The organism is Bradyrhizobium manausense (assembly GCF_018129685.1).
Taxonomy (GTDB): Bacteria; Pseudomonadota; Alphaproteobacteria; order Rhizobiales; family Xanthobacteraceae; genus Bradyrhizobium; species Bradyrhizobium manausense_D.
On the sequence record NZ_JAFCLG010000001.1, the window covers coordinates 626207 to 648963 of the forward strand.

Annotated in this window: 30 protein-coding genes and 1 tRNA gene; 8 read left to right on the forward strand and 23 right to left on the reverse strand. The window is 62.0% G+C overall.

The genetic code is table 11. The features are described 5' to 3' along the window. Positions 1-69: 69 nt before the first annotated feature. Both JQ621_RS03030 and JQ621_RS03035 read right to left on the reverse strand, forming a co-directional pair. Positions 70-306 (reverse strand): hypothetical protein, encoded by a 237-nt coding sequence (locus JQ621_RS03030; protein ID WP_212232920.1) that lies wholly within the window; start codon positions 304-306, stop codon positions 70-72. 46 nt (positions 307-352) lie between these two features. After that, complete coding sequence (locus tag JQ621_RS03035) at positions 353-607, reverse strand: PilZ domain-containing protein (RefSeq protein ID WP_212232921.1); 255 nt, start codon at positions 605-607, stop codon at positions 353-355. Positions 608-835: 228 nt separating this feature from the next. Between JQ621_RS03035 and JQ621_RS03040 the strand changes: the two genes are divergently transcribed. Next, positions 836-910, forward strand: a tRNA-Glu gene (locus tag JQ621_RS03040). A gap of 352 nt (positions 911-1262) precedes the next feature. After that, the gene (locus tag JQ621_RS03045; protein ID WP_212232922.1) at positions 1263-1709 is read left to right on the forward strand and encodes a hypothetical protein; all 447 of its coding nucleotides are present in this window, start codon (positions 1263-1265) and stop codon (positions 1707-1709) included. A 39-nt stretch (positions 1710-1748) separates the two neighbouring features. Here JQ621_RS03045 and JQ621_RS03050 read toward each other — a convergent pair whose 3' ends face one another. Next, positions 1749-2411: a class I SAM-dependent methyltransferase gene (locus JQ621_RS03050; RefSeq protein WP_212232923.1), complete on the reverse strand. Its 663-nt coding sequence runs from the start codon at positions 2409-2411 to the stop codon at positions 1749-1751. A gap of 171 nt (positions 2412-2582) precedes the next feature. Between JQ621_RS03050 and JQ621_RS03055 the strand changes: the two genes are divergently transcribed. After that, on the forward strand, positions 2583-2858 hold the full coding sequence (locus JQ621_RS03055) for a hypothetical protein (RefSeq protein ID WP_212232924.1): 276 nt from the start codon (positions 2583-2585) through the stop codon (positions 2856-2858). A 457-nt stretch (positions 2859-3315) separates the two neighbouring features. On the opposite strand, the gene JQ621_RS03060 is transcribed toward JQ621_RS03055, so the two are convergent. From JQ621_RS03060 to JQ621_RS03070, 3 genes are all read right to left on the reverse strand, one after another. Next, positions 3316-3564 carry a PilZ domain-containing protein gene (locus JQ621_RS03060; protein ID WP_212232925.1) on the reverse strand — a complete coding sequence of 83 codons (249 nt, stop codon included), beginning with the start codon at positions 3562-3564 and terminating at the stop codon, positions 3316-3318. Positions 3565-4298: 734 nt separating this feature from the next. Next, on the reverse strand, positions 4299-4667 hold the full coding sequence (locus JQ621_RS03065; RefSeq protein WP_212232926.1) for a hypothetical protein: 369 nt from the start codon (positions 4665-4667) through the stop codon (positions 4299-4301). After that, positions 4664-4849 (reverse strand): hypothetical protein, encoded by a 186-nt coding sequence (locus JQ621_RS03070; protein ID WP_212232927.1) that lies wholly within the window; start codon positions 4847-4849, stop codon positions 4664-4666. The genes JQ621_RS03065 and JQ621_RS03070 overlap by 4 nt, the downstream gene beginning before the upstream one ends. A gap of 201 nt (positions 4850-5050) precedes the next feature. Between JQ621_RS03070 and JQ621_RS03075 the strand changes: the two genes are divergently transcribed. The 3 genes from JQ621_RS03075 to JQ621_RS03085 all read left to right on the forward strand — a co-directional run bounded on the left by JQ621_RS03075 (position 5051) and on the right by JQ621_RS03085 (position 7208). Next, on the forward strand, positions 5051-5254 hold the full coding sequence (locus JQ621_RS03075) for a hypothetical protein (RefSeq protein ID WP_212232928.1): 204 nt from the start codon (positions 5051-5053) through the stop codon (positions 5252-5254). Between the two features lie 233 nt (positions 5255-5487). After that, a complete protein-coding gene (locus JQ621_RS03080; protein WP_249124620.1) occupies positions 5488-6009 on the forward strand; it encodes a hypothetical protein in 522 nt (173 codons plus the stop codon). 884 nt (positions 6010-6893) lie between these two features. Next, positions 6894-7208, forward strand: coding sequence for a hypothetical protein (locus tag JQ621_RS03085; RefSeq protein WP_212232929.1), 315 nt, complete (start codon positions 6894-6896; stop codon positions 7206-7208). 64 nt (positions 7209-7272) lie between these two features. On the opposite strand, the gene JQ621_RS03090 is transcribed toward JQ621_RS03085, so the two are convergent. The 17 genes from JQ621_RS03090 to JQ621_RS03170 all read right to left on the reverse strand — a co-directional run bounded on the left by JQ621_RS03090 (position 7273) and on the right by JQ621_RS03170 (position 20813). Further along, positions 7273-9048 carry a hypothetical protein gene (locus JQ621_RS03090; RefSeq protein WP_212232930.1) on the reverse strand — a complete coding sequence of 592 codons (1776 nt, stop codon included), beginning with the start codon at positions 9046-9048 and terminating at the stop codon, positions 7273-7275. Continuing rightward, positions 9045-9257, reverse strand: a complete 213-nt coding sequence (locus tag JQ621_RS03095; RefSeq protein ID WP_212232931.1) for a hypothetical protein — start codon at positions 9255-9257, stop codon at positions 9045-9047. The genes JQ621_RS03090 and JQ621_RS03095 overlap by 4 nt, the downstream gene beginning before the upstream one ends. A 189-nt stretch (positions 9258-9446) precedes the next feature. Then, positions 9447-9893: a hypothetical protein gene (locus tag JQ621_RS03100; protein WP_212232932.1), complete on the reverse strand. Its 447-nt coding sequence runs from the start codon at positions 9891-9893 to the stop codon at positions 9447-9449. Continuing rightward, positions 9886-10341, reverse strand: coding sequence for a hypothetical protein (locus JQ621_RS03105; RefSeq protein WP_212232933.1), 456 nt, complete (start codon positions 10339-10341; stop codon positions 9886-9888). The genes JQ621_RS03100 and JQ621_RS03105 overlap by 8 nt, the downstream gene beginning before the upstream one ends. Further along, complete coding sequence (locus JQ621_RS03110) at positions 10334-10834, reverse strand: hypothetical protein (protein ID WP_212232934.1); 501 nt, start codon at positions 10832-10834, stop codon at positions 10334-10336. The genes JQ621_RS03105 and JQ621_RS03110 overlap by 8 nt, the downstream gene beginning before the upstream one ends. A 7-nt stretch (positions 10835-10841) precedes the next feature. Continuing rightward, positions 10842-11039, reverse strand: a complete 198-nt coding sequence (locus JQ621_RS03115; RefSeq protein ID WP_212232935.1) for a hypothetical protein — start codon at positions 11037-11039, stop codon at positions 10842-10844. After that, the gene (locus JQ621_RS03120) at positions 11036-11200 is read right to left on the reverse strand and encodes a hypothetical protein (RefSeq protein ID WP_212232936.1); all 165 of its coding nucleotides are present in this window, start codon (positions 11198-11200) and stop codon (positions 11036-11038) included. The genes JQ621_RS03115 and JQ621_RS03120 overlap by 4 nt, the downstream gene beginning before the upstream one ends. 11 nt (positions 11201-11211) lie before the next feature. Further along, positions 11212-11412: a hypothetical protein gene (locus tag JQ621_RS03125; protein ID WP_212232937.1), complete on the reverse strand. Its 201-nt coding sequence runs from the start codon at positions 11410-11412 to the stop codon at positions 11212-11214. 3 nt (positions 11413-11415) lie between these two features. Continuing rightward, complete coding sequence (locus JQ621_RS03130; protein WP_212232938.1) at positions 11416-12366, reverse strand: capsid assembly protein; 951 nt, start codon at positions 12364-12366, stop codon at positions 11416-11418. Between the two features lie 769 nt (positions 12367-13135). Next, positions 13136-14416, reverse strand: coding sequence for an AAA family ATPase (locus JQ621_RS03135; RefSeq protein WP_212232939.1), 1281 nt, complete (start codon positions 14414-14416; stop codon positions 13136-13138). 11 nt (positions 14417-14427) lie between these two features. Then, positions 14428-14973 (reverse strand): hypothetical protein, encoded by a 546-nt coding sequence (locus JQ621_RS03140; RefSeq protein WP_212232940.1) that lies wholly within the window; start codon positions 14971-14973, stop codon positions 14428-14430. After that, on the reverse strand, positions 14970-15347 hold the full coding sequence (locus JQ621_RS03145) for a transcriptional coactivator p15/PC4 family protein (RefSeq protein WP_212232941.1): 378 nt from the start codon (positions 15345-15347) through the stop codon (positions 14970-14972). The genes JQ621_RS03140 and JQ621_RS03145 overlap by 4 nt, the downstream gene beginning before the upstream one ends. Then, positions 15344-15553 carry a DNA-binding protein gene (locus JQ621_RS03150; RefSeq protein ID WP_212232942.1) on the reverse strand — a complete coding sequence of 70 codons (210 nt, stop codon included), beginning with the start codon at positions 15551-15553 and terminating at the stop codon, positions 15344-15346. The genes JQ621_RS03145 and JQ621_RS03150 overlap by 4 nt, the downstream gene beginning before the upstream one ends. A gap of 93 nt (positions 15554-15646) precedes the next feature. Next, complete coding sequence (locus tag JQ621_RS03155) at positions 15647-16225, reverse strand: hypothetical protein (RefSeq protein ID WP_212232943.1); 579 nt, start codon at positions 16223-16225, stop codon at positions 15647-15649. After that, entirely contained in the window at positions 16222-17493 is a 1272-nt protein-coding gene (locus JQ621_RS03160) for a tyrosine-type recombinase/integrase (protein WP_212232944.1), read from the reverse strand. The genes JQ621_RS03155 and JQ621_RS03160 overlap by 4 nt, the downstream gene beginning before the upstream one ends. Positions 17494-17713: 220 nt before the next feature. After that, on the reverse strand, positions 17714-19321 hold the full coding sequence (locus tag JQ621_RS03165) for a hypothetical protein (RefSeq protein WP_212232945.1): 1608 nt from the start codon (positions 19319-19321) through the stop codon (positions 17714-17716). 40 nt (positions 19322-19361) lie between these two features. After that, positions 19362-20813 carry a glycosyltransferase gene (locus tag JQ621_RS03170; RefSeq protein ID WP_212232946.1) on the reverse strand — a complete coding sequence of 484 codons (1452 nt, stop codon included), beginning with the start codon at positions 20811-20813 and terminating at the stop codon, positions 19362-19364. Positions 20814-21078: 265 nt separating this feature from the next. Here JQ621_RS03170 and JQ621_RS03175 point away from each other — a divergent pair, with 265 nt between their 5' ends. Together JQ621_RS03175 and JQ621_RS03180 are read left to right on the forward strand one after the other, a co-directional pair. Beyond that, a complete protein-coding gene (locus JQ621_RS03175) occupies positions 21079-21744 on the forward strand; it encodes a hypothetical protein (RefSeq protein ID WP_212232947.1) in 666 nt (221 codons plus the stop codon). A 257-nt stretch (positions 21745-22001) separates the two neighbouring features. Further along, positions 22002-22259, forward strand: coding sequence for a hypothetical protein (locus JQ621_RS03180; protein WP_212232948.1), 258 nt, complete (start codon positions 22002-22004; stop codon positions 22257-22259). Positions 22260-22757 lie beyond the last annotated feature (498 nt).

Sequence of the window (22757 nt, forward strand, 5' to 3'; positions counted from 1 at the left end):
GGTTGTTTTCTCGGGTTTTGTTCTGCAGGGCCGCGGCAGGTCGCGCGACAGGTCCGAAGGCATCGGGCCTTAGCGGCCGATCGCGGTGCCAATTCGGGCCGAGCCGCCGATCTTCACGCAGGTGCCCTCGACCATCATGAAGCCCCGGCCATAGGCGGCGCAACCATTGGCCCCGGCGGTGGCGCCCTTCAGCGGCAGGGTCTTGCCGGATTGCTGCGGCTGCTCGGCGGGCGGAAGGCGCAAGGTCTCGGCCCCGGCGGCGGAGACGACGGCGAACGAGATCAGGACGAGGACAAGGTTGCGCATGCGCGCCTTGTAGCCCGGAGCGGCGGCAGGCGCCATCCGGCGGCGATCAGAGGAACCGGACGCCGGCCGACTTGCCGCGGCGCCAGACCACCTGGCAGCTCCGCCCGGTCCGCGCGTCCCGCGCAAAGGCCATCCGGATCACGCCCGGAAGCTGGCTCGCATCCTCGTCCAGCGTGATCCTGGCGCCCGAGGCCGAGATATCCTGGACCAGGCAATGCCGCGCCGCGAATCCGCCGTCGAGCGTGATCCAGGCGTGCTGCGACAGCAGCTTGCGGGCTGCGCGCTTCTTGGGCGGTGGCATCGGCGAAAAATCTCCCTTGCCAGCGCTAGCCCAGGGAACCCTAAGAAACCGTTGCAATTGCGACCCGAACGAACCCGGGGGCTGGCTATCCGCGCGCCCCGAAAGAGCGTTCCGGAACGGCTTGCCGACCGGCGCAAAGGCCACTATACGTTCGCCCGCTGCAAGCCGCCGGGCACGACTCGGACCGGCCAGCGGGCCTGCCGCCACATGCGGCGTGGCCTTGCGTTTGCTCCCTTCGTCTATCGGTTAGGACGCCACCCTTTCACGGTGGAGAGAGCGGTTCGATTCCGCTAGGGAGCGCCATAAAAATCAATCACTTAGCGCCCTGCTCCGCTGCCGTGTCCAACGGATGGCCAATATACGCGTGTGGACGCGCAGGCAGCGCCAGGTGGCCGAGCTGGTGGAGTTGGAGCGCGTTTGCTTGGAATGGGCCGGCGATGCCGATCTCGCCCTCGCCCGAGACAGTCTCATTGCTATGGCGGCCCGATACGAGCGGCTGCGGCGGTGCATTGCTGCTCAAAGGTCGGAGTGAACGGGCGAGCTCGTCGATATCGTGCCGATGTCGCCCCATGCGGCCCATCTGACTCCTATCGTATTACGGGTGCAATGCCTAAGCTCCAATCCTCGGTTTCGATTCGAGGGACGACGCCTGCATATGCCGTTTTTTCATGTGAGCGGAGCGATGCTCCAAGCCGGCGCTGTCATCCTGCCCGGCAATTGGGGACGCATCATTCGGCAACTGGGCTGGCAGCATGGACGAGCCGTATTCGAAGTTGCCCTTGAGGATCAGCGGTTAAGGGGCTTCCCAGCACTGCCCTCAAGGTTGGATTGTTCATTTTTCTTCGACGATCTAGGAGAGGCGCATTTCTATAAGCAGGCTCAAAACCTCCACACGCATCTCGTATACGAGGTCGATATGTTGGATCTCGCTGCGGTCCGACATGCGACGGATTGGCGGAATATCTCTCCGAACGGCTTGCTCGACAACGATTGGACCCGCCGATATTGGGCTCCGGTATTTCAACCTCCTCAGCCAACTGGCCACACCTGCCGTGAAATCTTGGCTGTGACCCCACTCAAGGTAATTGCGTTGACCCCGTAGGCCGAGCTCCAGCATTCGAAACTGGGAGCACTTCTGAGGTCAAACGCCGGAACGTACAAAGGTGAATTGTTGAGTGCCCCGCTCGCGAGGATCCGCTGCGCTCTCGCTCAAGAGGTATCCCTGGTGAGCTGCAACAAAAGCTTCTCCTGGAATCCAGTGGCGCTTGAACTTGACCCGTTTGTCAGTACCCGTTGCTAGCTGGCCCGGGCCATTATTGCTGAGCAACGATGTCTGTATTTCTGCCCTCGCAACTTCGCCGATCGGAACGCGATACCACACCATCTTGGCCGGCCGCACTGCGCAAAGTGTCTTCACAGTTTCGATTGCATCGTCGACATATTGGATCGCGCCGTTCGAATGCATTAGGTCAATGCTCCCAAGCCAATTAGCAGCCTTCTGAATGTCGTCGAAGAACATCAACTGGTTCGTCGCTAAATCACTAGCCCGTCGCACCATTGCTGGCGTCTCGACAACGGCCCATCGAATTGCAGGAGACTGCTGCCGCGCTAGCTTATAGTGAATGCCGGCCCCACCCCCGAAATCAAGCACTGCCGTCAAATTCGCGACGAGCGGCCAATCGCCCGCTGGCTGAAAGGCAACGGTCTTCTGATAGATGGTCTCTATCAGCTGTTCGTTTTGGTAGCCTTCAATCACCTCTTGAGGCGGGAAAAGCCTTCTGCGCAATCTTTGTAGAAAACCCATGAGCGGATCGTCCCAATGTACTTGGTTGAACTATTCGACGGACACAGCCAGAAATGTTCGGAAATGTATAGCTCGAAAAGAGACCCCCACGACGCTCAGTGGTTCTCGCACCCTCCGAACCACCAGTAATCGACAATTTGACTCTAGCCCGCGCCGCGCTTCGATGGCGGCATGCCACGCCAGAAACGCCACACGCCGACGCACGCCGACGGCCGGCCGATGAAAATCACCTTCGGCGAGATGCGCGCCATGGGATTGCGCGGCGTTTTGGTCTACTGCCATTGCGGCCATCACGTTGCCCTGGACGCTGACCGTTGGTCAGATGAGCTCCGGCTATCCGATCTCGAGCCGCGCTTTGTCTGCCAGGCGTGCGGATATCGCGGCGCTGACGTTCGGCCCGACTTCAACTGGAATAAGCCGGTGGTCCCAGCCATGGGGTACCGATAGCGACTCATCACCGAACGCCCTTCCCATCGCGTCAAGGTTGCGGTTCGATGAGGGCATTCCTTTTCACATATTGGGGATCAAATATGTTTCGAAAGGTTGCACTGATTGTTCTTTTGCTGGGTTCTGTAGGCTCAAAAGCTCTGGCCGATTACTGCAGTCAGCTCCCCGAGAGCAAGATGCGGCTCGAATGTGCCACTCAGAATCATTCTTCCCTTGCCGCCAAGCGCCAGCGTTGCGAGGAAGAGGGTCGAAAGATGGGGCTGACCCCCCAAGGTATGGCTGGCGGACTATATCCATATGTGGTGGCGTGCATGAAGAGATAATCCGCAAGACAACTGCGAGGTGTAATAACTGCGGCTAGGTCGAGGAGAGCCCGCCAGCGTGAACCGGCGGGCCGCTTTATATCCTCCCCGCCAGGCCGGCAGCTGGAGTAAGACTTCGCCCGGCTGGAGGCGCTCTAAGACAAGTCGAAAGTTACGCCGATCTTGAAAGGAGCTCGCCAGACTACTCGGCATGGCAGCGTCAAATTGTCTTCAGGAACGAGCAGCGTGAACGCCACGGGGACCGTTGCACTTCCATCGGAAAGCTGTAGAGCGGCACCCGTAACGGAAAGATCACGAACAACGCAGGCCGTCTTCTTAGCGCCATACTGGATCTGCGCCGGCTTCGAAACGCGATAGCGGGGCGCTCTTCTGGTTTCGACCACTAGGGGTCACTCCCAATTCATTCCATATTCGTCAGGCGTTTGGTTAATCCAAAGCAGCGCCGCTCGGCTGTCCAACCAGACCAACCGCTCTTCGTCGGCGACTTCGTCGGAATTCATATGTAAGACGAACTCGTTTTCGGCCGTTCTGAAAAGGCTGTCGCACGCCTGACGTTCAGTGAGCGACTGAACAGCGATGAACGAATATTTTCGCGTCGCTATGAGTTGCATGAAAAAATTTGGGCAATTAAAAAGTGCACCGTACAATCACGGATACAGATTAAGATGCCGTTAACGGAGTCGGTTTGGCGGTTGTAAAACTCGGCAAATGCACCCGTTTCAGTTGCGTCCGCTCAGGAACAGACGCACGATCTCAGTACCGGCGATTTCACGTTGATCGTTTCTGCCTGGTTCGTTTTCACATCCAGCGCGGGCCGCAGTGGGGTCCACTGCGGCCTTTTGCGTCGTCTAACGCTTCAGCCGCCGGCGGTGCGTCATCAGCCGCTGCCGGTCGCGCTTCGTATCAGTCTGCGGCGGCGCCTCATGCGCGGTGCTCCAGGAGCCGCTTCATCAGCTGTACGCCATTATGAACGTCTAGCCTGCGATAAGCCTCCAGGCGGTGCGATTGCACGGTGCGCCGATGCCGGGCTTCCGAGCAATCTGTTTGCTGCGCAAACCTTCTGCGACCAGCTCGCAGACGTCCCGTTGCCGCTTTGTCAGATCAATGCCAGCCATGTTCAGCCCTCCACCGAGCCAAAGGCCTGCGCGATCGCAGCGCTCAGCTTCGCTTCCGCTTTCGTGAGCAGGTCCGCCCGGGCCGCGGCGTGCTTCCGATCGGCATCCATCTGCTCGCGGATCTTGCGGAGCTTGGTCCGGGCCTTGTGGACGTCGCATCGAACATCCCGCACCAGGTCGGCCTCAGGCGAGGTTATGATCAGCTCATAGCTCCGAAACACGAAGGTGTGCATGCTGGTCGCGCTGCGCCGTCGCTTGCTACCGGTAACCGGCAGCTGGCGCGGGCCCACCGATAACTCAAAAGAACGGTCGTTTTCTGGCGGCAGATCGCGTGCTGCTCGCATCGCCGTCAGGTCAATGATGTTGCTCATGCTATCCCTCCCTGCCGCCAGTCCTGCGAACCGACCTGCTCGACGAGGCCGTCTAGATCGGCGATGCCAAAATCGTCCGGCTCAAGGTCCGGGTCGGACTCGGTGCAGTCGAGGAAGGCGATCAGCCACTCGATTTCGGCAGATGCCTCCTCCCTGAGTCTGGCGAGGTCGCCGAAAGACATTGCGGTCGCCCGCTGTCGGATATCGGCCTGGGAGGAAACCGAATCCACGGACTCGGTTAGGCATTCTATGGGCGAGTTTGCCCGTGGCGTGCTATGCACGCTGTCAGCTTCGGTCATCTTGAATTACCCTTCTGTGATCGAGGTTAGAGCCGAACGGAATTGCAACTTCCGTTTCGGCTCGATTTTCTGTAAACTGAAAACATGAAGAAATCAATTTCCGTAAACAAAAAATCCCGCGGTCGTCCGAAGAAGGCAGGCGGAGTCTATCCGGTCTCAGCCGTACGCCTGTCGCCGGAGGTCGGCGCTGCAGTCGACAAATGGGCCGGCACCCAGGCGGACACTCCGACGCGCTCCGAGGCCATCCGCCGGCTGGTCGAGATCGGGCTGAGGGCAAAAGCCAATTGAGGCGTTTTAAGACGTCGCAGAGTCAGTCAAGTGGGCCTTGAGCGATGCGGAAACTATTGCGGTCTTGCGCCTGCCTAGGTCAGCTGCCTGCGGGTCGCCCCCCTTCGGGCTTCGGCTTCCTCCGCTTCGCACCGCACAATCAGTAGTTTTACTGGACCGGCGAAAGTGCAATTGATCTCGCGCCTTGGTTGCGATTGGATGGCATTTTAGTGATTGGCCGGGGGCCTATTTTTATGCGCAATTTCGTAATCGTGGCGTTTAGCGCCACTCTGGCTGGCTGTGCGTCATCGTCATCCGACATCAGCGCGACCTATGTGTCGCCGGTGATGTATCAGACTTACAATTGCCAACAGCTCGCGATGGAAGCGCAGGCGGTTTCGGCTCGCGCCGCGGCCCTATCCGGAGCTCAGGATAGTCAGCGCACAAAGGACGTTGTCGCCACGACCGCTGCGGTCGTAATCTTCTGGCCGGCAGCTTTTCTCGTCGGGGGCGACAAACAGACGGCTGCGGAACTTGCCCAGATGAAAGGGCAGTTGGTCGCCATCGAGCAAGCCTCAATCGCTAAGAAGTGCAACATCCAATTCCAGGCTAGGCCTGGTGGCGAGGCCGCCGCGCCTGGGGCCCAACCCGAGCCCGAGCCCGAGCCGCAACAGCCGCAGGCCCAACCGAAACCCCGCACGAAGCCAAAACCGCGAACTCAGGCGGCAATTGTTCCCGCTCCGCCAGCGCCGCCTGCAGACCCTGCCAAGCAATAGCGCAGAAAAAGCTCTGACTCCGGCGCACTTGCGCTCGCCGGGCGGTTGCCGGACACTTCTAAAGATCTGTCTTGCAATATCGCTGCTGGGAGCATCAGGAAGCGTGGGCTACTACTATTCCGCTTATCTTCCAGCCCGTGACGCTCAACTCGATCGTGATAGAAAGTTAGAAGCGGCGCGGGCCGAGTACGCAAGACAAGCAGAACAAGCCAGGCTCACGGCTGCGCGACAAGAATCTGAAGCTCGAGCCGCTGCTGAGAAACAGGAAGCAGACGAACGGCTGGCAGCCGCCAGGGAAGCGGTTCAACGCCGATATCGCACTTGTGTTAGCAACGCGGAGGCCAATTACTCTGCCAATTGGACGCAAGCTTGCAGGCGAATTTCAGAAAAGACAGCCAAAGATTACAAGGACTGTCTGGCCCAGGGCACCGCAAAGTCGACGTGTGATCAGGTATATTCTGAGCGAAGTGCTTCACCAGATTGCAGCCTTCCTCGCGCGCTGGGCAACGATATCAGCGAAGTCTTAGATAAGACGCGTGCCCGTTGCTTGGAAGAAAGTCGAGCGGGACTTCAATAAGACAGGATGGTGCACAATGGCGCTCAAGCCTTGGATTCCGCAACGTCTCGCCGCTAGCGTGCATGCTCGGCGCGGCGGCGCCGCCAATGTTGTCACCATGATCGGCCTGCTCTATGTCGCATTCGGGACGCCAAAGGTTTACGTTAGGGATGGATATGTAGTCGTCTACGTGCGAAACCAAATTGACGTCCGGGATCGGACGCCCGCGCGTGTGCAGATCGTGCCTTGAATCGTATCGGTCGCCGCACGATCATCTGTATGCTCGTGCTGCTGGTGCTCGCTATTCTTTGGGGCTCGTTTCGCTGATATGGCAAATCAGGACTGGAAAGCTATTTTGCGCGCGGATCTCGACCGCATTGGCGAGCGAGCCGTTCGCGACGACATGAACACCGGTGGCGGCCTTGCAACTGGCGGAGAAGATCGCAAGCAAATCATCCGTGCGTGGCTTCGCGAACAAGATGAAAAACGAGAGGCTCGGGAAGCTGCCGCATACGATCTGACGCAGCGCACCTTTAACTACACGGAGCGCAGCTTTAATTACACTCAACGCACATATTACGTTGCAATTGCCGCATTGATCGCAACACTCGTGGGCATCGCGATCGCCCTGCTTCATCTGTGATAAGGATCGGCTTGCTCGATCTGCCGCAGCGACTCCCGGCCGATGACCCGCGGCGACGTCGCAATTAGGTACCGTAGTGCTCAATGACCACGATGCGGCCAGCGCCGCCGCCGCCGCCAGGAGAGCCACCAGTACCGGCAGAGCCGCCCGACCCGGCTGCACCAACCGAATAGGAGTACGATGCGGACGGGCTGCCTATGATGCCCTCCAGATAGCCGCCCGCACCACCACCAGCACCGCCGTTCGCTGTGGTGTTGACACCGCCACCGCCACCACCGGAGCAACTATTTGTTGCCGCCGAGCCGCCCGTTCCCGCGCCCGCGACGCCTGATGCGCCAGCTCCGCCAAATGCGGACACACCACCGCCGCCTCCAGGGTTGGGCGACGTAGAGCCGCTGCCAGCGCCGCCGCTTCCACCGGTTTGATTCAGATATCCGCCAGTTGCAGTACCGCCGGCCCCGGCCGACGTCTGGGACCCAGGCGCGCTTCCTTTTGAAGCCGTAAACGTGCTGAAGGTCGAGTCACCGCCACTGGTTCCGAAGGTGGCACCCGTGCTCCCCGAGCCGGAACCGCCCGCGCCACCACCGCACATCTTCACTTCGATCCAGAGCACGTTGGCCGGCGTCGTGTAAGTGCCGGATCCAGTCGTAAACACCTGAGTGGTTGGGAGCGTGCGACGAGCAGCCGTCAAGGCGATGACGTTGCCTGCGCTTGTGATTCCGTTTGCCGTCGTGAAGGCACCGGTGGCGCTATCGATCGACGCAACGCTGCCGGCGGAAGACAGAGCGCCAACAGTCGTTTTCTTGAATGCGTTGCTGGCTGCGGAATCCTGAATGAGGACGATATCGCCCGAAACCGGCGACGCCTTCAATGTCAAAGCCGTCACGTCGATGTCGGTCGGAGTCGCGGCCGAACCAGTCGCGTTGCCCTTGAGGGTATACGCGTTCATGTTTGCCAGCTTGGCGTTCGTGACGGCACTTGCCGCGATCTGGGCGGTCGATGCCGTGCCGAGCAGATCGGAAAAGTTTGGTTGCGTGCATCCGAAGACGCCGCCGGTGGAAAGGCTGCTGAACCAGTTGCTCGTCGAACAGGTCGAACTTCTCACACCTCCGAAAGACGATGCGCCGGGCGCAGGCAGATCAGCGCCGACCAGCGCACGAAAACTTGCCGCGGCTGGAGATCCGGTTGCAGGGCCTGCATAGAAGGTGTTGGCCGTTTGATTGATCGCGGGCAATTGCGCGCTGTAGAGCGCTACGTTGCCGCCGCTATCAAAACCGAGCAACTGGCTTGCCCTGGTTCCCGCGGGCGGCAGGACGCTCAAAGTTTCGCCCGGCACCGCGACGATCGAGCGGCCGGTTACGTCGCTGATCTTGTCCCAGGTCTCGCGGTTCTGCGCGATGATATCGGTCAGCGCCTGGTTGAAATCGCGCGCCGCAACGCCACGGTTCTCGGTGAATTGCGCGGTCCGGCGCGGCCGCCGAGCACCGACAATCTGCACGGTGCCGGTCTGCGCGTTGGTGAAGGTGATGATCGCGTCGGTGATCGGGCGCGCAAGGTTGGCAAGAGACCCGCTTGGGCTCGTCAGTGTCCAGCCAAACGTGCTGTCATTGTAGCTGACCTGCACGCCGTTGAGAAAGACCTCGACCCAATTCTGATAGTCGGTGCTGTCGCCATAGAGTGCGAAGTTGACGTTGCATGCGCAAGTCGTCCCGCTGATCGTGTAGGACGTCCGCCGTTCGCTGTCCGGCAATGCCGGGACCGGCGACGGAGCCTGTGCGAATGCGGGGATTGCGCTGACCAGCAGCGCCGCGGCGAAGAGGATGCGACGGAGCACGATCATGCTGCCACTCCATCTTCGCAATCGAAGATCGGGATTTGCGCGAAGTAGCACGGATGAACCTCGCGGTTCTCCTGGTCTAACCATCGGCCGTCTTCGCGCTGGTAGCCAACGAAGGCGGGCTCAAGCGTCCCGCCGCCGGCGCGCAGCAACACTGGCCCCATGCCTTGAGGCGCCTGATTTACGGGCTTCCAATTCGATGTTTCCGACACGGCCAAGCCTCCACGAGCGTCCGGCCGGAAGGCCCGCGCAGCAAGGGGTGATCAAATTGATCGCCGGACGCCCGTGGATTGGGAAACGGTCGCCTGCGCTATGTCGCCTTCCGAGCGAACAGATGCGCAGGAGAATGATTCAATAGGAGGGGATCGCAACGCACTGCTCAAGGCGTGACGTCAATCGGCTTACTTCGAGCCCACGTGATTTGGCTCGTTCTCGATCTGCCGCACCGGCTCCGGCCCGATGACGCGGGGCTGGCCTGTGATGCCGGGCGGCTGAACGATCACGATCTGCAGGCCGGGAAGCTGAGCGGTCTGGCGGCTGCCTGGGTCGACGTCGGGCTTGATTCCGGCGAGGCTTAGGATGAAGCTCGAGGCCCGATCGCGAACCATCTCGTTCGAGGAATCGAGCAAGTTGACCTTCGTCACGCCGGCCTTGGCGGCGTTGATGGCGAGGTTTCGCTCGACCTTCTGACGCAGCAGCGCCGCGATGTGCGGCCGTCCGAGCTCGCGTGACAGGTGCGAGCGGCTGAGGCCCGCGGTTGCGGCGGCTGCGGTGATGTTCTCGCCCTCGACCAGAGCCTCGATCGCCGCCCTGATCTTCTTTGAGATCGGCTTGGGCTTTTCAGACATAATCAATCACCTTCGGTGCCGGCGCTGGATCGTCCGATAGGTCGATCACGTAGCCGGCCCGGACCTCGATGTTGACGTTGACACTTGGCTGGCTGGCCGGCTGGATACCAGCAAGCCCCAGCACAAAGGAGCTGGCGCGGTCGCGGACCATGGCATTGTCGCAGTCGAGCAACTCGACCTTGGCGGCGCCGGCACGCGTCGCGGCAATGGCAAGATTGCGCTGCACCTTCTGATGCATGAAAGCGGCGATATGCGGCTTGCTGAGCTCGCGGCTGAGGTGCTCGCGGGTAAGGCCGACCTTGATCGCTGCGGCCGTGATGTTTTTGCTCTCGCCAGTGACCATGCTGGCAATCGCCTCGCGCACCCTGCCGGAGATGGGCTTCTGCTTCTCCATGTTGGGCGAGAGCGATCGAGCGCTCTCTTTCGTACCGCGCTGGTCATCAGCCATACTTGGAGATCCTCATGATCGGCGTGGCCGGCAAACTAGGCCTTTCACAGCGGCGCTTTCGATTCGTCGTGATAGCTCCAAGCCGAGCTGCGTTTGATCGATATTCCGCAATAGCGCGCTTCAGCCGTAAAATGCCGCCGTGCTTGGGTTGCGTGAGATAGGAAAGGACGCGCTCGATTGTCTTGCTGTCGATGTTGGCATGGTTGTTCGGGCGCGCTTGCATCGCCTGCCGTGGAATGCAGGTTTCATCAATGCGTCGCTTCATCCGCTCAATCTGCTCTGGATCTTCCACTAGGCGGATCGCAAGGCCAGCCGCACGGAGAGCATCGAACAATTTTTCCGATCCGAGCCGCTTGACCATGGCTGGCCCGAACACCTTGCCGCTGAGCCCATCAGCAAATCCGGCGAGCTGATCGAAGTCCTGCATGCGGACGCCGAGGGCCTCGCGCTGTGCGTTGATGCCGGCGATTAGCTCCGAATAGCTCTTGATCATGCCCACCTCAGTGAAGCGCTTGGGACTGACTCGATGGATCGACGGTGCAGGCGATCACGGGCACGCCGTTCGCCTGCGCGATGCTCTGCGCGACATGCTCGCGGCAGATCGGCACGCCATCCCAGCCACGGACGGGCTTGGACCAAATGCCGCTGTCGACCCAGCACAGCGCGCAGCCGGGCTCTTTGCTACCGGTGCGGTTCATGGGACGCGCTGCTCGGTCAAGGTCGGCTGATAGACCTGCGGCGCCTGATCGGCGACGCGGCGCACGCCTTCTGCAATCTTCGGCGCCATCGTCGGCAGCTTGTCCCGGATCGCTTGCGAAATGTGAGACCCGGTTTTTGGCGCGGAATCTTGCACGATCATGCCTCCGTCGTTCAGGTCGATGCTTGTGGTGTCAGCGTCCAAGAGCCCACAACGGCCCCTGCGTCGAGGATATTGCCACTGGTCTTCCTGCCGCCGCTCGACCGCACGTCCTGCGCGGCCTGAAGAAGGTATCGCTGCACGCGCTCGACCTCGTGAACCTGCCGATCAAGCGCAGTTCCGAAATTGTTGATCGTCAGCGTGAACAGCGCCATAGGCTACCGCCCGCCGGCGGAAAATTGACGCTGGTCGAACGAGCGAGCGTAATCGAGGCGCTGCGCGGGGGTCATTGTCGCGTACTGCTCATCCGAGACGCGGCCGCCGGAGTTGCCCGGCTCGCGGTGGGCCTGCGAGAACGTCGCGGCGCCCTGGCTCTGGAATTTGCCCATCAGCCGCTCAAAGCCCGCGACGATCTTCTGGGTCACCAGCATGCCCCGCATCGCGCTGCCAAGATCGTTGCCGACCATGCCACGGAGAAATTGCTCAACCGCCGTCACCCGCTGCGCGCCGTTCACGCCCAGTTTGGCGACCTCGGCCGCCGCCGCAGTGTTGAACAAGGCCTGTTCGCGCCCCTTGGCCGAGGCGTAAAGGGCGACGAGCGACGAAAAGTCTTCTTGGGAAAAGCCCCGCGAATGAGCCCATGCGCGGGCGTCGTGCAATAACGGGTCCGACTGGTCGATCTCAAATTTGACGCCGGCCGGAAGCTCTAAATTCTCTGGTAGCTTCGCCTCGTAATCGGCCGGGGTGGGCGGCAGGCTCGCCTTGCGCAAATCGGCGGCGGCCTTCGCCACCATCAACTCGCGGGCCTCTTCGTGCGTCAGCGTCAGTTCGCCGAGCACCAGCTTGTCGCCCTCGACCACCGGCTGGCTGCCATCCGTGGCGGCCGCGGTCGCGCGATCGGTCGGCTGGGCGGTCCCGTCGGTGCGATCCTTGATCGACGTCGAGCCGTCCGGGTTGCGCGTGTGGATGAACCGGCTGGGATCGCTCCGATCGTCAAACGAAAGCTGTGAGCGCTCATGCGCCACGCGCTCGCCTGCGGTCATGTGGGCAAGCTCTAGCGACTCCTTGTCGGCGGGGCGCGCCGAGCCCGGGCCTGGAGGTGCGAGCGGCTGATGGAAGGGGCTGTTGGTGCCCTGCGGTTGCTCGATCTGTGCGGCGGCTTCAGGCATCAGCAGGCTCCGGAATTTTGGCAACTGGGAAATTTCCCAGGGTGACCGTCAGGCGATTTGAGGGTGAGGCGCGAGGGCGAGATAGGAGCGTCCCCATCGGCGGCCAGATTTACCCCCGGTCTCGCCATATGGCCGCGCTCGAAAACGGAGGGTGCCCCATGGCCTCGCGCGTGCGGATCGCGTGCTCGTGCGCGGGCGCCGACTGATCCAAGCAGAGTGAAAGACCTGGTTAGCATCGCGCGCGAAAACCCTTCCGACGAGCCCGCTTATTGGCCAGATGTTGGACATGATTTGCTCGTCGATTGCAAATAGGCCTGCAATTCCCGTCTTTCCGCGTCTATGCGAGTCCATGCTCTCCACCTTGTGTCGGTGGCGATTACGTTCACTCGCCACACGATGGCACCAGGCCGGTGTCCAATGGCGCGAGCACGCACCCTGCCCCGTCGACGGATCGCAGCCGCCCGCGCAGCGCTGCAAACTTCTGCATCGCCTCTTGCGAGCTCACGACACGTATCACGGCCCCATTTCGTGACCTGTTCGGCATGCTGTCCAGCGGTGCGCGGCGAGCGTCGCCGAAGGCAGAGCGCTGCCGTGCAAGAGCGGGTTGTGGATGGATGCGCGCGTGTGACCCTGCTCCATTGGTGCGCCAGCACATGAGGGGGCGTTGCCGCGTGCTCCAGCGACAGCCCCATGGGTACCGGTTTTCCATTGGTGGAGCAGACCGGTTTGCGCCAATGGTGCTCCATTGCTTTTTGGGCATTGGCGCGCGTCATGATGGGCGCTTTCCGTGGCAGACGCGGAGGCCCTTGCGAGGCTTGCGATCGACGGGGTCGTCGTACTCCTCGATGGTGGTCACACCGTTCCTGATCCAGGTGCGCAAAATGTCACGGCATTGGCGCTCGGTGCGGTCCCGGCAGTGCTTCTGCACCACCGGCCATGCCGCCCGGGACGTGGCCGAGCTCGCGTCCGAATAGCGCTGGCCGTTCGGCAGGCCGGCCTCGATCTCATCAAGGGCGGCGTTGAGCTGGGCTGCGGTGATGCCGTCCCATGTCTTCGGTGGGTGCCATGGGATCACGGTCTGCACCTCGTCGCCCTGGGGATAGTCCGAGGTGCCGTTCTCGAGCCGGACGCCGATCAGCTTGAACCAAGTCGCTTCACCCGATGGCGGCGCGATGTTGACCTTGGAGCTGTCCAGGCGGACGAACAGGCGGCGCTCCTCGGCGGGGATGCCGAACGTCTCGCCCTCCTGGTCGCTCATCCGGGTGAGGGTATACATCAGGCGCCCGGCATCCCGGGCGGCGCTGGCGCCGCGGCCGGCATCTGCATCGCCGGCGGTCTGCAGCCCCTTCTTCGTGTGGTGCGGCACGTCGACCGCGATATTCAGGTCGATCGCCAGCTTTACCAAGAGCTCGCTGACAAAGTTCATCGCGGTGTTGCTGTTCTCGTCCATGCCGTGGAGCTTGACGAACGGGTCGAGCCCGACGATGTCGATCCGCCGCTCGGCGATCACCTGGCGCAGCATCGCCTCCAGCGGGCCCCGGCCCATCCCGCCGTCCTTCATGTCCGCGAACCTGATCCCCTTCGGGGTGGCGCAGAACAGCCAGCCCTTGAGGTCGTCGGCCGAGATGTCGTGGTGGATGCGCGCGGCGGCCAGCCGGCGGCGGAGCTCGTTGTCATCGTCCTCCAGGCTCAGCAGGAGCACCCGGCAGCGCTTGAACACATGCTGTCCGGTCAGCGGTCGCCCGGTAGCGAGTGCGAGATATTGCAGGGTCCGCAGAGCGGTCTTACCGGTGGCGCCGGGGGCGAGCAGGCCGGACAGGAAGCCGCGGCAGAATTGATTTCCGAGCAGCCATTCCCGGGGCCGCGGCATGTCGACAAAGTCACCGGCATCCCACTCGCCGAGCGCTGGCGCCACGGTTGCCGCGCGCGGCGTCGGATCTACGTAAAAGACGGGCTCGCCGTCGGCGCTTTCCGGAATTTCGGTTGGCATAAGCGTGTCGTCGATCGGGGGCTCATTGTCCGCAACGAAAGCGCGCTTGAGATCGGGCAAGTCCGCGCGTGTCAGCATAGGATGGATTCCAAGATCTCGAGCAATTGCGGAGCATCTTTGCGGTGGTCGTCGAGCCACGCCTTGAGGCGCGCCACGTCGCCGAGCCTCGCCACATGCAAACAGGCATCGACGGTTGATTTTGCTGGCGCTTGCGGCTCGCGCTGGGTCACCACGCGAGTCTCTAATGGCCGCGGCTCACCCGTCCATTTCCAGCGGTCGCGCGGGTCCTCGAGCTCCCATCGCATTACGGTTTGCGCGGCGTAGTTGGTGAGAAGATCGGGCGCCAGCGTCGGGGCAAATTCGGCCTCGATTTCCGCGGCCACGATGGCGCGAAAGTGCGCGAACGGCCCTGCAATGAGCCGTTGGACTTCGTCCTGACCTATCGCCGCGACCAGCCCGGACCGTTCCGCAAATTCCTGCAGCGGATCAATTGCGTCGGCGAGGTACTCGAATTGATGTTCATATTCGAGAAACGCACGGATCAGCGCGCGGATTTCGATCTGCCAGATCGTATCCGCCAGCGGCTTCCCGCTTGGGACTTCGGCCCGTGCGTTCATGGCGCGGCCTCGATCAGGTCGAGCTCGATGGCGATGACTTCGGCCTTCTCCAGCGCCTTGCGGATGTCCGGTAACTTTTCGATCGAAAAAGCGACGCCCTTCTTTGAGGCCTGCATGTGTCCGGTCGGCGTCACAAAGAAAATTCTCAGATCTCCGATCGCCTTTCCATTGAGGCGCGAAATCGTGAGCCGGATGCACTCGGTTCTTTGCCGGCCTCTCCACATTTGAAAAACGACGCGGGGCTCAGCGAGTGGATCGCCCGGGGACGTTGCGAAGGCTGGATCACTTGCTACATCGAGACGGCCTGCCAGGGCGTCTTCCCGATATCGCTGCTGCCGTGATCGCCTGCTATTGAAGCGGGCGGTCTCGGTCATGCTGCGCTCGGCTTCATCGCCGGCAGCGAAGCAAGCCAGGCGGTTTCGTCCTCGATGGTGATGAGAGTCGCGCTACCGACCTTGCGCGCGTTGAGCCGCCCTTCCTTCATCTCAACGTATACCTGGGCCCGCGAAATCGAGTTGCGAGCGGCAAACTCGTCGACGCGGAATGAGCGCTTCGGGCCGGCGTGAACCGTGGTGTCCATGTTTTCTATCCAAGGTGGCTTGTTGAACCTTGGACGAAGATGGATTGATTTGCGGACTGGGTGTGAGGGAGGTTCAAACCCGCTATCGGTGACTCAAACTCCCACTTTATTAGCGCGCGATCGCCGATAGTCGCGAGCTTCCTGGGATGTATCGTCGCCGCTGGGTCCAAATGCGATCTCGAGGAGCACGCCTACCTCGTTGTCCATCCACTTACCGCATCGCTCCTTAAAAAAATCGGACAGCGTGAGGCTGAGTGCTCGGCGCGATTGCGAACTCTTGCGGCGACTGCGTGCCCCCTGTGGATAACCATCAAGCATCGAGAACTTTTCTCTGAACCTCAGCTGCCAGGCGCCCTCTTCAAGAATATCTGCAATCTCGGGTACGGGCCTGTTGGAAGCGAGGGCATCCAGCAAATGGCTGCCGATCGCAGCTTTGGTCGCCGCGATCTCATGTTTGTGGTCTTCCAGCCGGACGGGAAGCGCTCTCGACTCCATTGCTGCATGAGCGACAAAGCGGACAAATTCGTTAGCAGTCAAACTGATGCCCGCGGCTTTGCTGACCGCCTTCCAGACCTCTTCGGCGCGCTCATCGTCAGCCCATCGTCGCAAATGCGCCCTGATCGCGCTGCTGCGCGGTTGCCATTTCCGCAATTCTTGCGTGAAATTGGTCACCTGATTTGCACCGCGGCGCCCTGGTCGATCGTTCCAAAACGCGGCGCGCCGGCGCGGATGGCATCGGCGACGTAGGACGGTGCCAGATGGCCATAGTGCTTTTCCACCATCCGGGTGTCGCTATGTCCCATGTTCTTCGCGACCACCATCAGCGGCACGCCATTCATGACAGCATGGGAAGCCCACGTGTGGCGGAGGCCGTGGAAGCCCATCGGGGGGTCCACCTTTGCCCGCTCGCAGGCCACACGCATCGGATCCTTCTGGTGATCCTTCTTCCATGGCTCGCCGTTGTCCTTGACGAACAAGACGGCGGTGCCGGCACGGCCGGCGGTGATCGATCGGAAGAACGCGATTCCGTCCTCGGTCAGATGAATGTGCCGTGATTTGCTCGACTTGGATTTGCGGATGGCGACCGTGCCGGAGTTGTGGCTGAAGTCGGTTACCTTGAGCCGGATCAGCTCGCCATAGCGCGCGCCGGTCTCAAGCGCCCCCCGGGCCAATCGGCGGAAGTCCTGGTCAGCGGCGTTGAGGAGCCGCGTGGCTTCGGCAAGCTCGAGATAGCGGACGCGTGCGGCGTCAACGCCCTTGAAGGGCTCCACAGCCCGCCAGGCGGCATCACTGGGGACCTTCTCGTCGCGCCACGCCCTGTTGAGGGCGGCCTTCAGGACGGTCAGGATGCGGTTTGCGGTGGATCGCCGGCGCCGCTGGTGCTCCTCAGGATCGTCGACCTCCTTGAAGCGCTGCTCCTCGCCCTTCTTCACCCGGATGCGCGCGCCGGCCTTTGCGAGGCCGTGGTGCCATCCCTCAATCTGGTCTTTCGTCAGGTCCTTGACCTCGATCTCGCCGAGCTCGGGCAGGATGAAGGCATCGGCCGCGTAGCGGCTGAACTTCGCCGACTTCCGCTTTGCCTCGAGGAATTCGATGTAGACGTCGACAGCAGCCTTCACGGTGAGCGGGCCGGACTTGCCCGCGGCTTTGTGGGCTCGGTCGACCATTAGCTCGCGAGCCCTCGCCTGCGCCTGCGAGAAGCTCAGGATCTTCACACCGTCGGCGTCGGACAGATCGTCGGCAGGGCCGATCGTCTCGACCTCATATTTTTGATCGCCGACATAGCTGCGTACCACCCAGTTGCCGGCGCCGGTCTTGAGCCGGCGATAGCCGAGGTGAACGCCCTCCTCCATGACCCGGTAATAGGGCTTGCCGCGGGCATCCAGGCGCTTGCGGGCTTCTCTCTTTTCGAGGTTTGCATCGCGGACTGTGCGGGCCATCGCATCCACCTTGGCAAGGTTGAGAACGCTTCGTGTCCAACACTTGTCCAATATCTGTGGCTGGACGTCAATGGACTGGCATGGTCTTATGTAGCAGTATCTGTTGATTAAATTCGGCTATTTGAACGGAGATGGACGCCCATGGACCTGTTCTCATCTCTTTCACGGTGGAGAGAGCGGTTCGATTCCGCTAGGGAGCGCCATCCAATCCGGCTCCCCCTCACCGCTCCCTCTCGAAGCTGCCCTGCACCTTCGCGCAGGCGAGCCCGACCGTGTAGATCTGGATCGCCTCGATCACGCAATGGTCCGGCTCGAGCGCCAGCAGGCCGATCGCATTTTCGTCGTCCAGCGGGACCGCTGAACGGACGATGATGCAGGGGTAATCGGCGGCGAGCTTCGCATAGCTGTACGGGCGGAAATTGTTCTTCAGGACGTGCGTGTAGGTGTTGTGGTCCAGCAGCGGGACCGTGAAGGTCTTGCCATAGGCGACCGAGAACCTCTCCCGCATCGCCCGATCCCCCCAGAGCTGCAACGTCATGTCCCAGCCGTGGTTCATGTCGTTCTCCGGCGCGCGCACGAACATGCCCGAGACGTTGGCGCAAGTGGGTCCCGCCGCGACCACGGCCTTCGAGAGCCTCGCCCCGATCGCATTCGCCGCCGCCGATTGGCGCGCAACGGCAGCGGCGTCGATCAATGTCGTCGCGCCCATGGCAACGCACAGGCCGCCCGCAACGAGGCTCAGCGCAGCCGATGGGATGCCCGGGAGCAGACGGCGGACCTGCACCACGACCAGCACCAGGACCCCACCCGTCAGGGCCCACGATGCCATCATGTAATGCAGCGCGAAATGCTTCGAGGTCGCGACGAGCTGCGCGGCGAAGATCAGCGACGCAGCGCCCAGCGTCAGGCTGACGGGATCGCGCCAGCTCCTGGTCCTGACGCACCAGGCCAGCGCCGTGCCCGCAGCAGCCAGATAGACGCCGGGCGCGAGCGGCACGGCCGCGATGACCTCGCGCATATGGGACCAGAACGTCGCGAAGTCGATGAAGCCGGACTCGCCTTCGCCGTACTGTCCCTTATGGGTCGCGATTTGCACGAGCCAGCCGAACCCGCGCGTGATCGTTCCCGGATTGAAGATCAGGCTGAAGGCAACGAAGCCGAGCGCCCCCGTGATCAAGGCCGCGAGGAACGCCCGCCTGTTTCTGAGCAGGCACACGGCGAACAGCGCCTGCGGCAGATAGAGATATTTGGTCGCGAACCCCAGCGCGAAGATCACTCCGGATATGACGCCGAGGCGGGTCGCCGGCGGCTCCTCGTCGAGCGCAGCCTTGATCACGATCGCCATGCCGAACAGCGCAATGGCGACCAGGAGGCTTTCCGGCGCGAGCACCGTCTGAAAGTGAAACGCGTCGGGATGCACGAACGCACCGGCCTGAAACAGCATCGCAGCAATCGCGCTATGCGTCGTCCGGCCGACGATGAGCCCGCCCGCCAGCAGCGCGCCGGCGAGAGCCAGCGCCTCGCCCGTCCGCGCTGCATAGGTGATCGCATCGTAATGCTCGAGTCCGAATGCGACGATGTCCCCGGACCGGGTCAGCAAGGCCCAGCCCCTGACGATCGCTTCGACCAGAAGTGTGGTCGTCGTTCCCGGATGATCGAACTTCAGCGAGCCATATCCGGCGGCGGCCACAAGCCCGTTCATCGTGTAGGCCGATTCAGGGTCGACCTGGACGCCCCAGACCGCCTGCCACGCCGAATACAGCAACGTCGCCGCCAGATAGAGCGAGGGCACGACGAGGATCAGCAGCGTTCTGATCCTCCCGCTCATGCGCGCGTCGGGAAAGCAATCGATTGACATTGTCCGCGGCCTAGATCGCCTTGATCTTGAGGAAGGCGAAAGCCACCATCTTCAGCAGCATCCAGCCGTGGCGAAACCTCGAGATCTGCGTCTCGCCATAGGTCCGTGCAGCGTAGCGGATCGGAAGATCGACGGATTTCAGGTTGAGCTTGGAGGCGCCGAAAATCAGGTCGAAATCGCCGAACGGATCGAAATCACCGAAATAGGCCTTGCCGGCCTTCAGGCGCTGATAGTCGCTGCGGCGCAGAACCTTGGTGCCGCACAGCGTGTCCGTGTAGCGCTGATTGAGCAGCCAGGAAAACAGATAGGAAAAGATCTTGTTGGCGATCAGGTTGAGAAAGCGCATCGCACCTTCATCCATGGGATAGACCAGGCGCGAACCATTGATGAACTCGCCCTTGCCGGACTGCAGCGCCTCGGCAAATTTTGGAATCTGCTCCGGCGGCATGGTCAGGTCGGCGTCCAGAATGATCAGCACATCGCCGCGCGCGGCGTCGAACGCGGTGAAGACGGCATCGGCCTTGCCCTTGCCGGGCTGGCGCATCACCTTGATGTCCTTGTCGGGATGCGCCTGCTTGACCCGCTCCATCTCCTCGAAGGTGCCGTCCTGACTATGGCCCTCGATGAAGATGATCTCGATGTCGCTGCAGAATTCGGGAATCCGCAGCACGGCCGGCTCGATATTCCCCCGCTCGTTGCGTGCCGGAACGACCACCGTGGCCGATGCGAACTCTTCCCTCGCCTTGCGGCTGGAACGCGCAACCAGATAGTGCCGCAGCGCCAGCTGGCGAATCCCCGGCAGCACGCTGACGAAACGATTGAGAAAACGTCCGAGCCCGAACACCCGCGCCGGCGCGAGCACGCGCTGCTCTGATTTCACCGGATCGAAATCCGCAAGCTCGGCAAGGCTGCGCAAGTCCGACGGCGACAGCACGTTCTGATCCGGCTGCGGCATTCGCAGGCCGGCGAGCTCGGCGAATTTCAGCACCGGGTACCAGAGATGCGAGAAATAGCCGATGACCAGCCGCGTATCCCGCGTGCAGAGCGGATGCAGCTGGGCGATGAATTTCTGGCAATCCTCGAGCGAGCCGATCGTATCGAGGACGAGGATGTAGTCGAACGGGCCTTGCAGCGCATCGATCGTCGCGGGCTCCTCGGCATCGCCTTCGACGAAGCTGAGATCGGGGTGACGCTGTCTGGCAATCGCGATTTGCTTGCTGCAGAAATCCACACCGACGCCGTATGACGGCGAAAGGCTCGCGAGCGTATCGCCAACGCCGCACCCGATGTCGAGGACGCGACTTCCGGGCGGGATCAGAAAGCGGAGATAGCGCTCATCCTCGTCGTGGAAAAAGCTGTTCTTCGCGCGCCATGCGACGCGATCCGTGGCGATGCGTTCGGCGTGATCGAGAATGCCTGCTTTTCGTGGGGACAGGCCGCCAGCCTTGGCGGTCAGATCCATGGCAAGGCGCAGGCCTCGCCGCGCCTGCTCGAACGAGAATTGACAGAGATATCAAACGCGACGACGTAACGCGCCGCGGCCGCGAATACATACATTAATTGGGTCCCCCAGACCTGTCGGCACTCAAGCCCAACTGGCGAACGAGATCAACCGAAACGTGGTTGGCGGACCTTACGGGAGGATGACGGATAGGCCTTGGATCGGGCGCATGAACCTACCCGGCCCTTACCTCCGACCAATGATCGAAGGAAATCCGGTTCGGCCTATGGAGCAGCGCAAATCCACCTCGGACAGCCAGTCTGGCGCGCCTCTGGCGTGGATGCATCGTGCGCCCGAACACGCACCGGAGCGACGCGCCAAGATGCTGGAGCACATGGCGCGCGCCAGATCGGCCCCGCAGGCCAAGGCAACACAGGCTCAGGCCGCGACGGGGCCGGGACTATCGCGCGCAGGCGGCTGGGACATTCTCCGCGACGCCTACGGCTACGGCGTCCTGTTCGGCATCATCGCGCTCATCTTCCAGTCGTCGGTACCCCTTTTTGCCGGGGCGTTCATCTTCCTGACCGATGGCGAACGCATCGAGAGCGCGCTCGCTACGATCGGAATCCGGCTCGAGCCCGATGCGATCGGGCCCCAGATCGTCAAAGGTTTCGTCTCCCTGTTCGGATGGTTCGCATTGCTCGTGTCGTTGCGCGGCTCCGTCCCCATCTGGCTCGCGGCATGGATGCCGCCTGCCGAGCCATCCTGGTCATTCATCGCAGCGGTTGCGCTGGCCTTTGCCACCGTCGAAACCATCGCAACGTTCGCGATGCGAGCCGCGTTGCCGTGGTTCGGATGGGAGATCAGGTCGGACGGCCTGACCTGGAAGATGGTCAAGCTGGCGTTGGCGATTGGCATCCTGGCTCTGCTGTTGCTCCATGGCCCATTCTGACGGCTGGAGAACGGCGTCAGGTCTCCGTAGGCCGCGCCACCGTCGCGTTCTGCGGCCTTCCGTCGGGTTGGGGATTTCTACAGGCACCACGGCACCTGCTCGCGGACTTTCAGGAAGGACTGCCGGCAGGCGACGGCCGTGTTGTGGTCGTCTTGCTTCCGCATCGCTGCCCCAAGGCGGCCCCATTGCGGGATCAGCTTTTGACGGTCTGCGCCTCGCGCGGACGGCATTTGCGGACTTGCGATCGGGGGGACCGAATGGCAGTCGAGAAGATTACGCTTGATAAAGTCACCTGGGACAGGGTTGGCCGGGTTACCGAGCCGGGACGCTACATGTACACGTTCGGCTGGCTGACGATCACGGCCGGCGATCTGGATATCTGGAAGCAATATCCGCAGGCCGCGTTCACGCTCCTCACCCACCATTCCGAGCCGGACGAGAGCCCGGGCGAGGAATTTCATCTCGGATCCTTCGACGTCACGCCCGACGCACCGCCGCCGTTCACAACCCATTGAGCCCTGGAAACCCGGCCCCGGGCGAACCCGCCGAGATCGCGATTCCGGCGCGCACAAGCAACGTTTTCGCGTAGGGCGCGGCTGCCCGTTACGCAGGCCACCTCTGGAACGCATGGCATGCGCGTTGCTTGATCAACGCCATGATGTACATCCCTCCCGCCGACCAGGCCTTCCTGCTGCTGCTGATCGTCTGCTGCCTTGGCACGTGCCTCATTCGCGCCCTCTGGGAGCTGGAGCAGATGCGAGCCCGCCGGACCGCCTCGCGCCCCCGCGGAAGTACGATGAAGCGTGATTAGGTCGCTCCTGCTGCCTCGACAGCGTCTGGATGAAGGCAATCCCGGCGCTGGAGTCGCTGTTCGCACCCATGCCCCGTCAATCGAAGAAACCTGCCTACTGCCTTGATCTGACGCATCAATCGCGATCCGGCGACCTTGCGCAAATGTTGCCGTTGATGACGAAGTGGCTCTGTCATGCAGTTGATTGTCCTCGTATTCTACT

What these genes read in the sequence shown, in the direction of transcription:
- JQ621_RS03030 (WP_212232920.1), bottom strand. Translation starts at nt 306, where the DNA reads ATGCGCAACCTTGTCCTCGTCCTGATCTCGTTCGCCGTCGTCTCCGCC.
- JQ621_RS03035 (WP_212232921.1), bottom strand. Translation starts at nt 607, where the DNA reads ATGCCACCGCCCAAGAAGCGCGCAGCCCGCAAGCTGCTGTCGCAGCAC.
- JQ621_RS03045 (WP_212232922.1), top strand. Translation starts at nt 1,263, where the DNA reads ATGCCGTTTTTTCATGTGAGCGGAGCGATGCTCCAAGCCGGCGCTGTC.
- JQ621_RS03050 (WP_212232923.1), bottom strand. Translation starts at nt 2,411, where the DNA reads ATGGGTTTTCTACAAAGATTGCGCAGAAGGCTTTTCCCGCCTCAAGAG.
- JQ621_RS03055 (WP_212232924.1), top strand. Translation starts at nt 2,583, where the DNA reads ATGCCACGCCAGAAACGCCACACGCCGACGCACGCCGACGGCCGGCCG.
- JQ621_RS03065 (WP_212232926.1), bottom strand. Translation starts at nt 4,667, where the DNA reads ATGAGCAACATCATTGACCTGACGGCGATGCGAGCAGCACGCGATCTG.
- JQ621_RS03070 (WP_212232927.1), bottom strand. Translation starts at nt 4,849, where the DNA reads ATGTCTTTCGGCGACCTCGCCAGACTCAGGGAGGAGGCATCTGCCGAA.
- JQ621_RS03075 (WP_212232928.1), top strand. Translation starts at nt 5,051, where the DNA reads ATGAAGAAATCAATTTCCGTAAACAAAAAATCCCGCGGTCGTCCGAAG.
- JQ621_RS03080 (WP_249124620.1), top strand. Translation starts at nt 5,488, where the DNA reads ATGCGCAATTTCGTAATCGTGGCGTTTAGCGCCACTCTGGCTGGCTGT.
- JQ621_RS03085 (WP_212232929.1), top strand. Translation starts at nt 6,894, where the DNA reads ATGGCAAATCAGGACTGGAAAGCTATTTTGCGCGCGGATCTCGACCGC.
- JQ621_RS03090 (WP_212232930.1), bottom strand. Translation starts at nt 9,048, where the DNA reads ATGATCGTGCTCCGTCGCATCCTCTTCGCCGCGGCGCTGCTGGTCAGC.
- JQ621_RS03100 (WP_212232932.1), bottom strand. Translation starts at nt 9,893, where the DNA reads ATGTCTGAAAAGCCCAAGCCGATCTCAAAGAAGATCAGGGCGGCGATC.
- JQ621_RS03105 (WP_212232933.1), bottom strand. Translation starts at nt 10,341, where the DNA reads ATGGCTGATGACCAGCGCGGTACGAAAGAGAGCGCTCGATCGCTCTCG.
- JQ621_RS03110 (WP_212232934.1), bottom strand. Translation starts at nt 10,834, where the DNA reads ATGATCAAGAGCTATTCGGAGCTAATCGCCGGCATCAACGCACAGCGC.
- JQ621_RS03115 (WP_212232935.1), bottom strand. Translation starts at nt 11,039, where the DNA reads ATGAACCGCACCGGTAGCAAAGAGCCCGGCTGCGCGCTGTGCTGGGTC.
- JQ621_RS03120 (WP_212232936.1), bottom strand. Translation starts at nt 11,200, where the DNA reads ATGATCGTGCAAGATTCCGCGCCAAAAACCGGGTCTCACATTTCGCAA.
- JQ621_RS03125 (WP_212232937.1), bottom strand. Translation starts at nt 11,412, where the DNA reads ATGGCGCTGTTCACGCTGACGATCAACAATTTCGGAACTGCGCTTGAT.
- JQ621_RS03130 (WP_212232938.1), bottom strand. Translation starts at nt 12,366, where the DNA reads ATGCCTGAAGCCGCCGCACAGATCGAGCAACCGCAGGGCACCAACAGC.
- JQ621_RS03140 (WP_212232940.1), bottom strand. Translation starts at nt 14,973, where the DNA reads ATGAACGCACGGGCCGAAGTCCCAAGCGGGAAGCCGCTGGCGGATACG.
- JQ621_RS03145 (WP_212232941.1), bottom strand. Translation starts at nt 15,347, where the DNA reads ATGACCGAGACCGCCCGCTTCAATAGCAGGCGATCACGGCAGCAGCGA.
- JQ621_RS03150 (WP_212232942.1), bottom strand. Translation starts at nt 15,553, where the DNA reads ATGGACACCACGGTTCACGCCGGCCCGAAGCGCTCATTCCGCGTCGAC.
- JQ621_RS03160 (WP_212232944.1), bottom strand. Translation starts at nt 17,493, where the DNA reads ATGGCCCGCACAGTCCGCGATGCAAACCTCGAAAAGAGAGAAGCCCGC.
- JQ621_RS03165 (WP_212232945.1), bottom strand. Translation starts at nt 19,321, where the DNA reads ATGAGCGGGAGGATCAGAACGCTGCTGATCCTCGTCGTGCCCTCGCTC.
- JQ621_RS03170 (WP_212232946.1), bottom strand. Translation starts at nt 20,813, where the DNA reads ATGGATCTGACCGCCAAGGCTGGCGGCCTGTCCCCACGAAAAGCAGGC.
- JQ621_RS03175 (WP_212232947.1), top strand. Translation starts at nt 21,079, where the DNA reads ATGGAGCAGCGCAAATCCACCTCGGACAGCCAGTCTGGCGCGCCTCTG.
- JQ621_RS03180 (WP_212232948.1), top strand. Translation starts at nt 22,002, where the DNA reads ATGGCAGTCGAGAAGATTACGCTTGATAAAGTCACCTGGGACAGGGTT.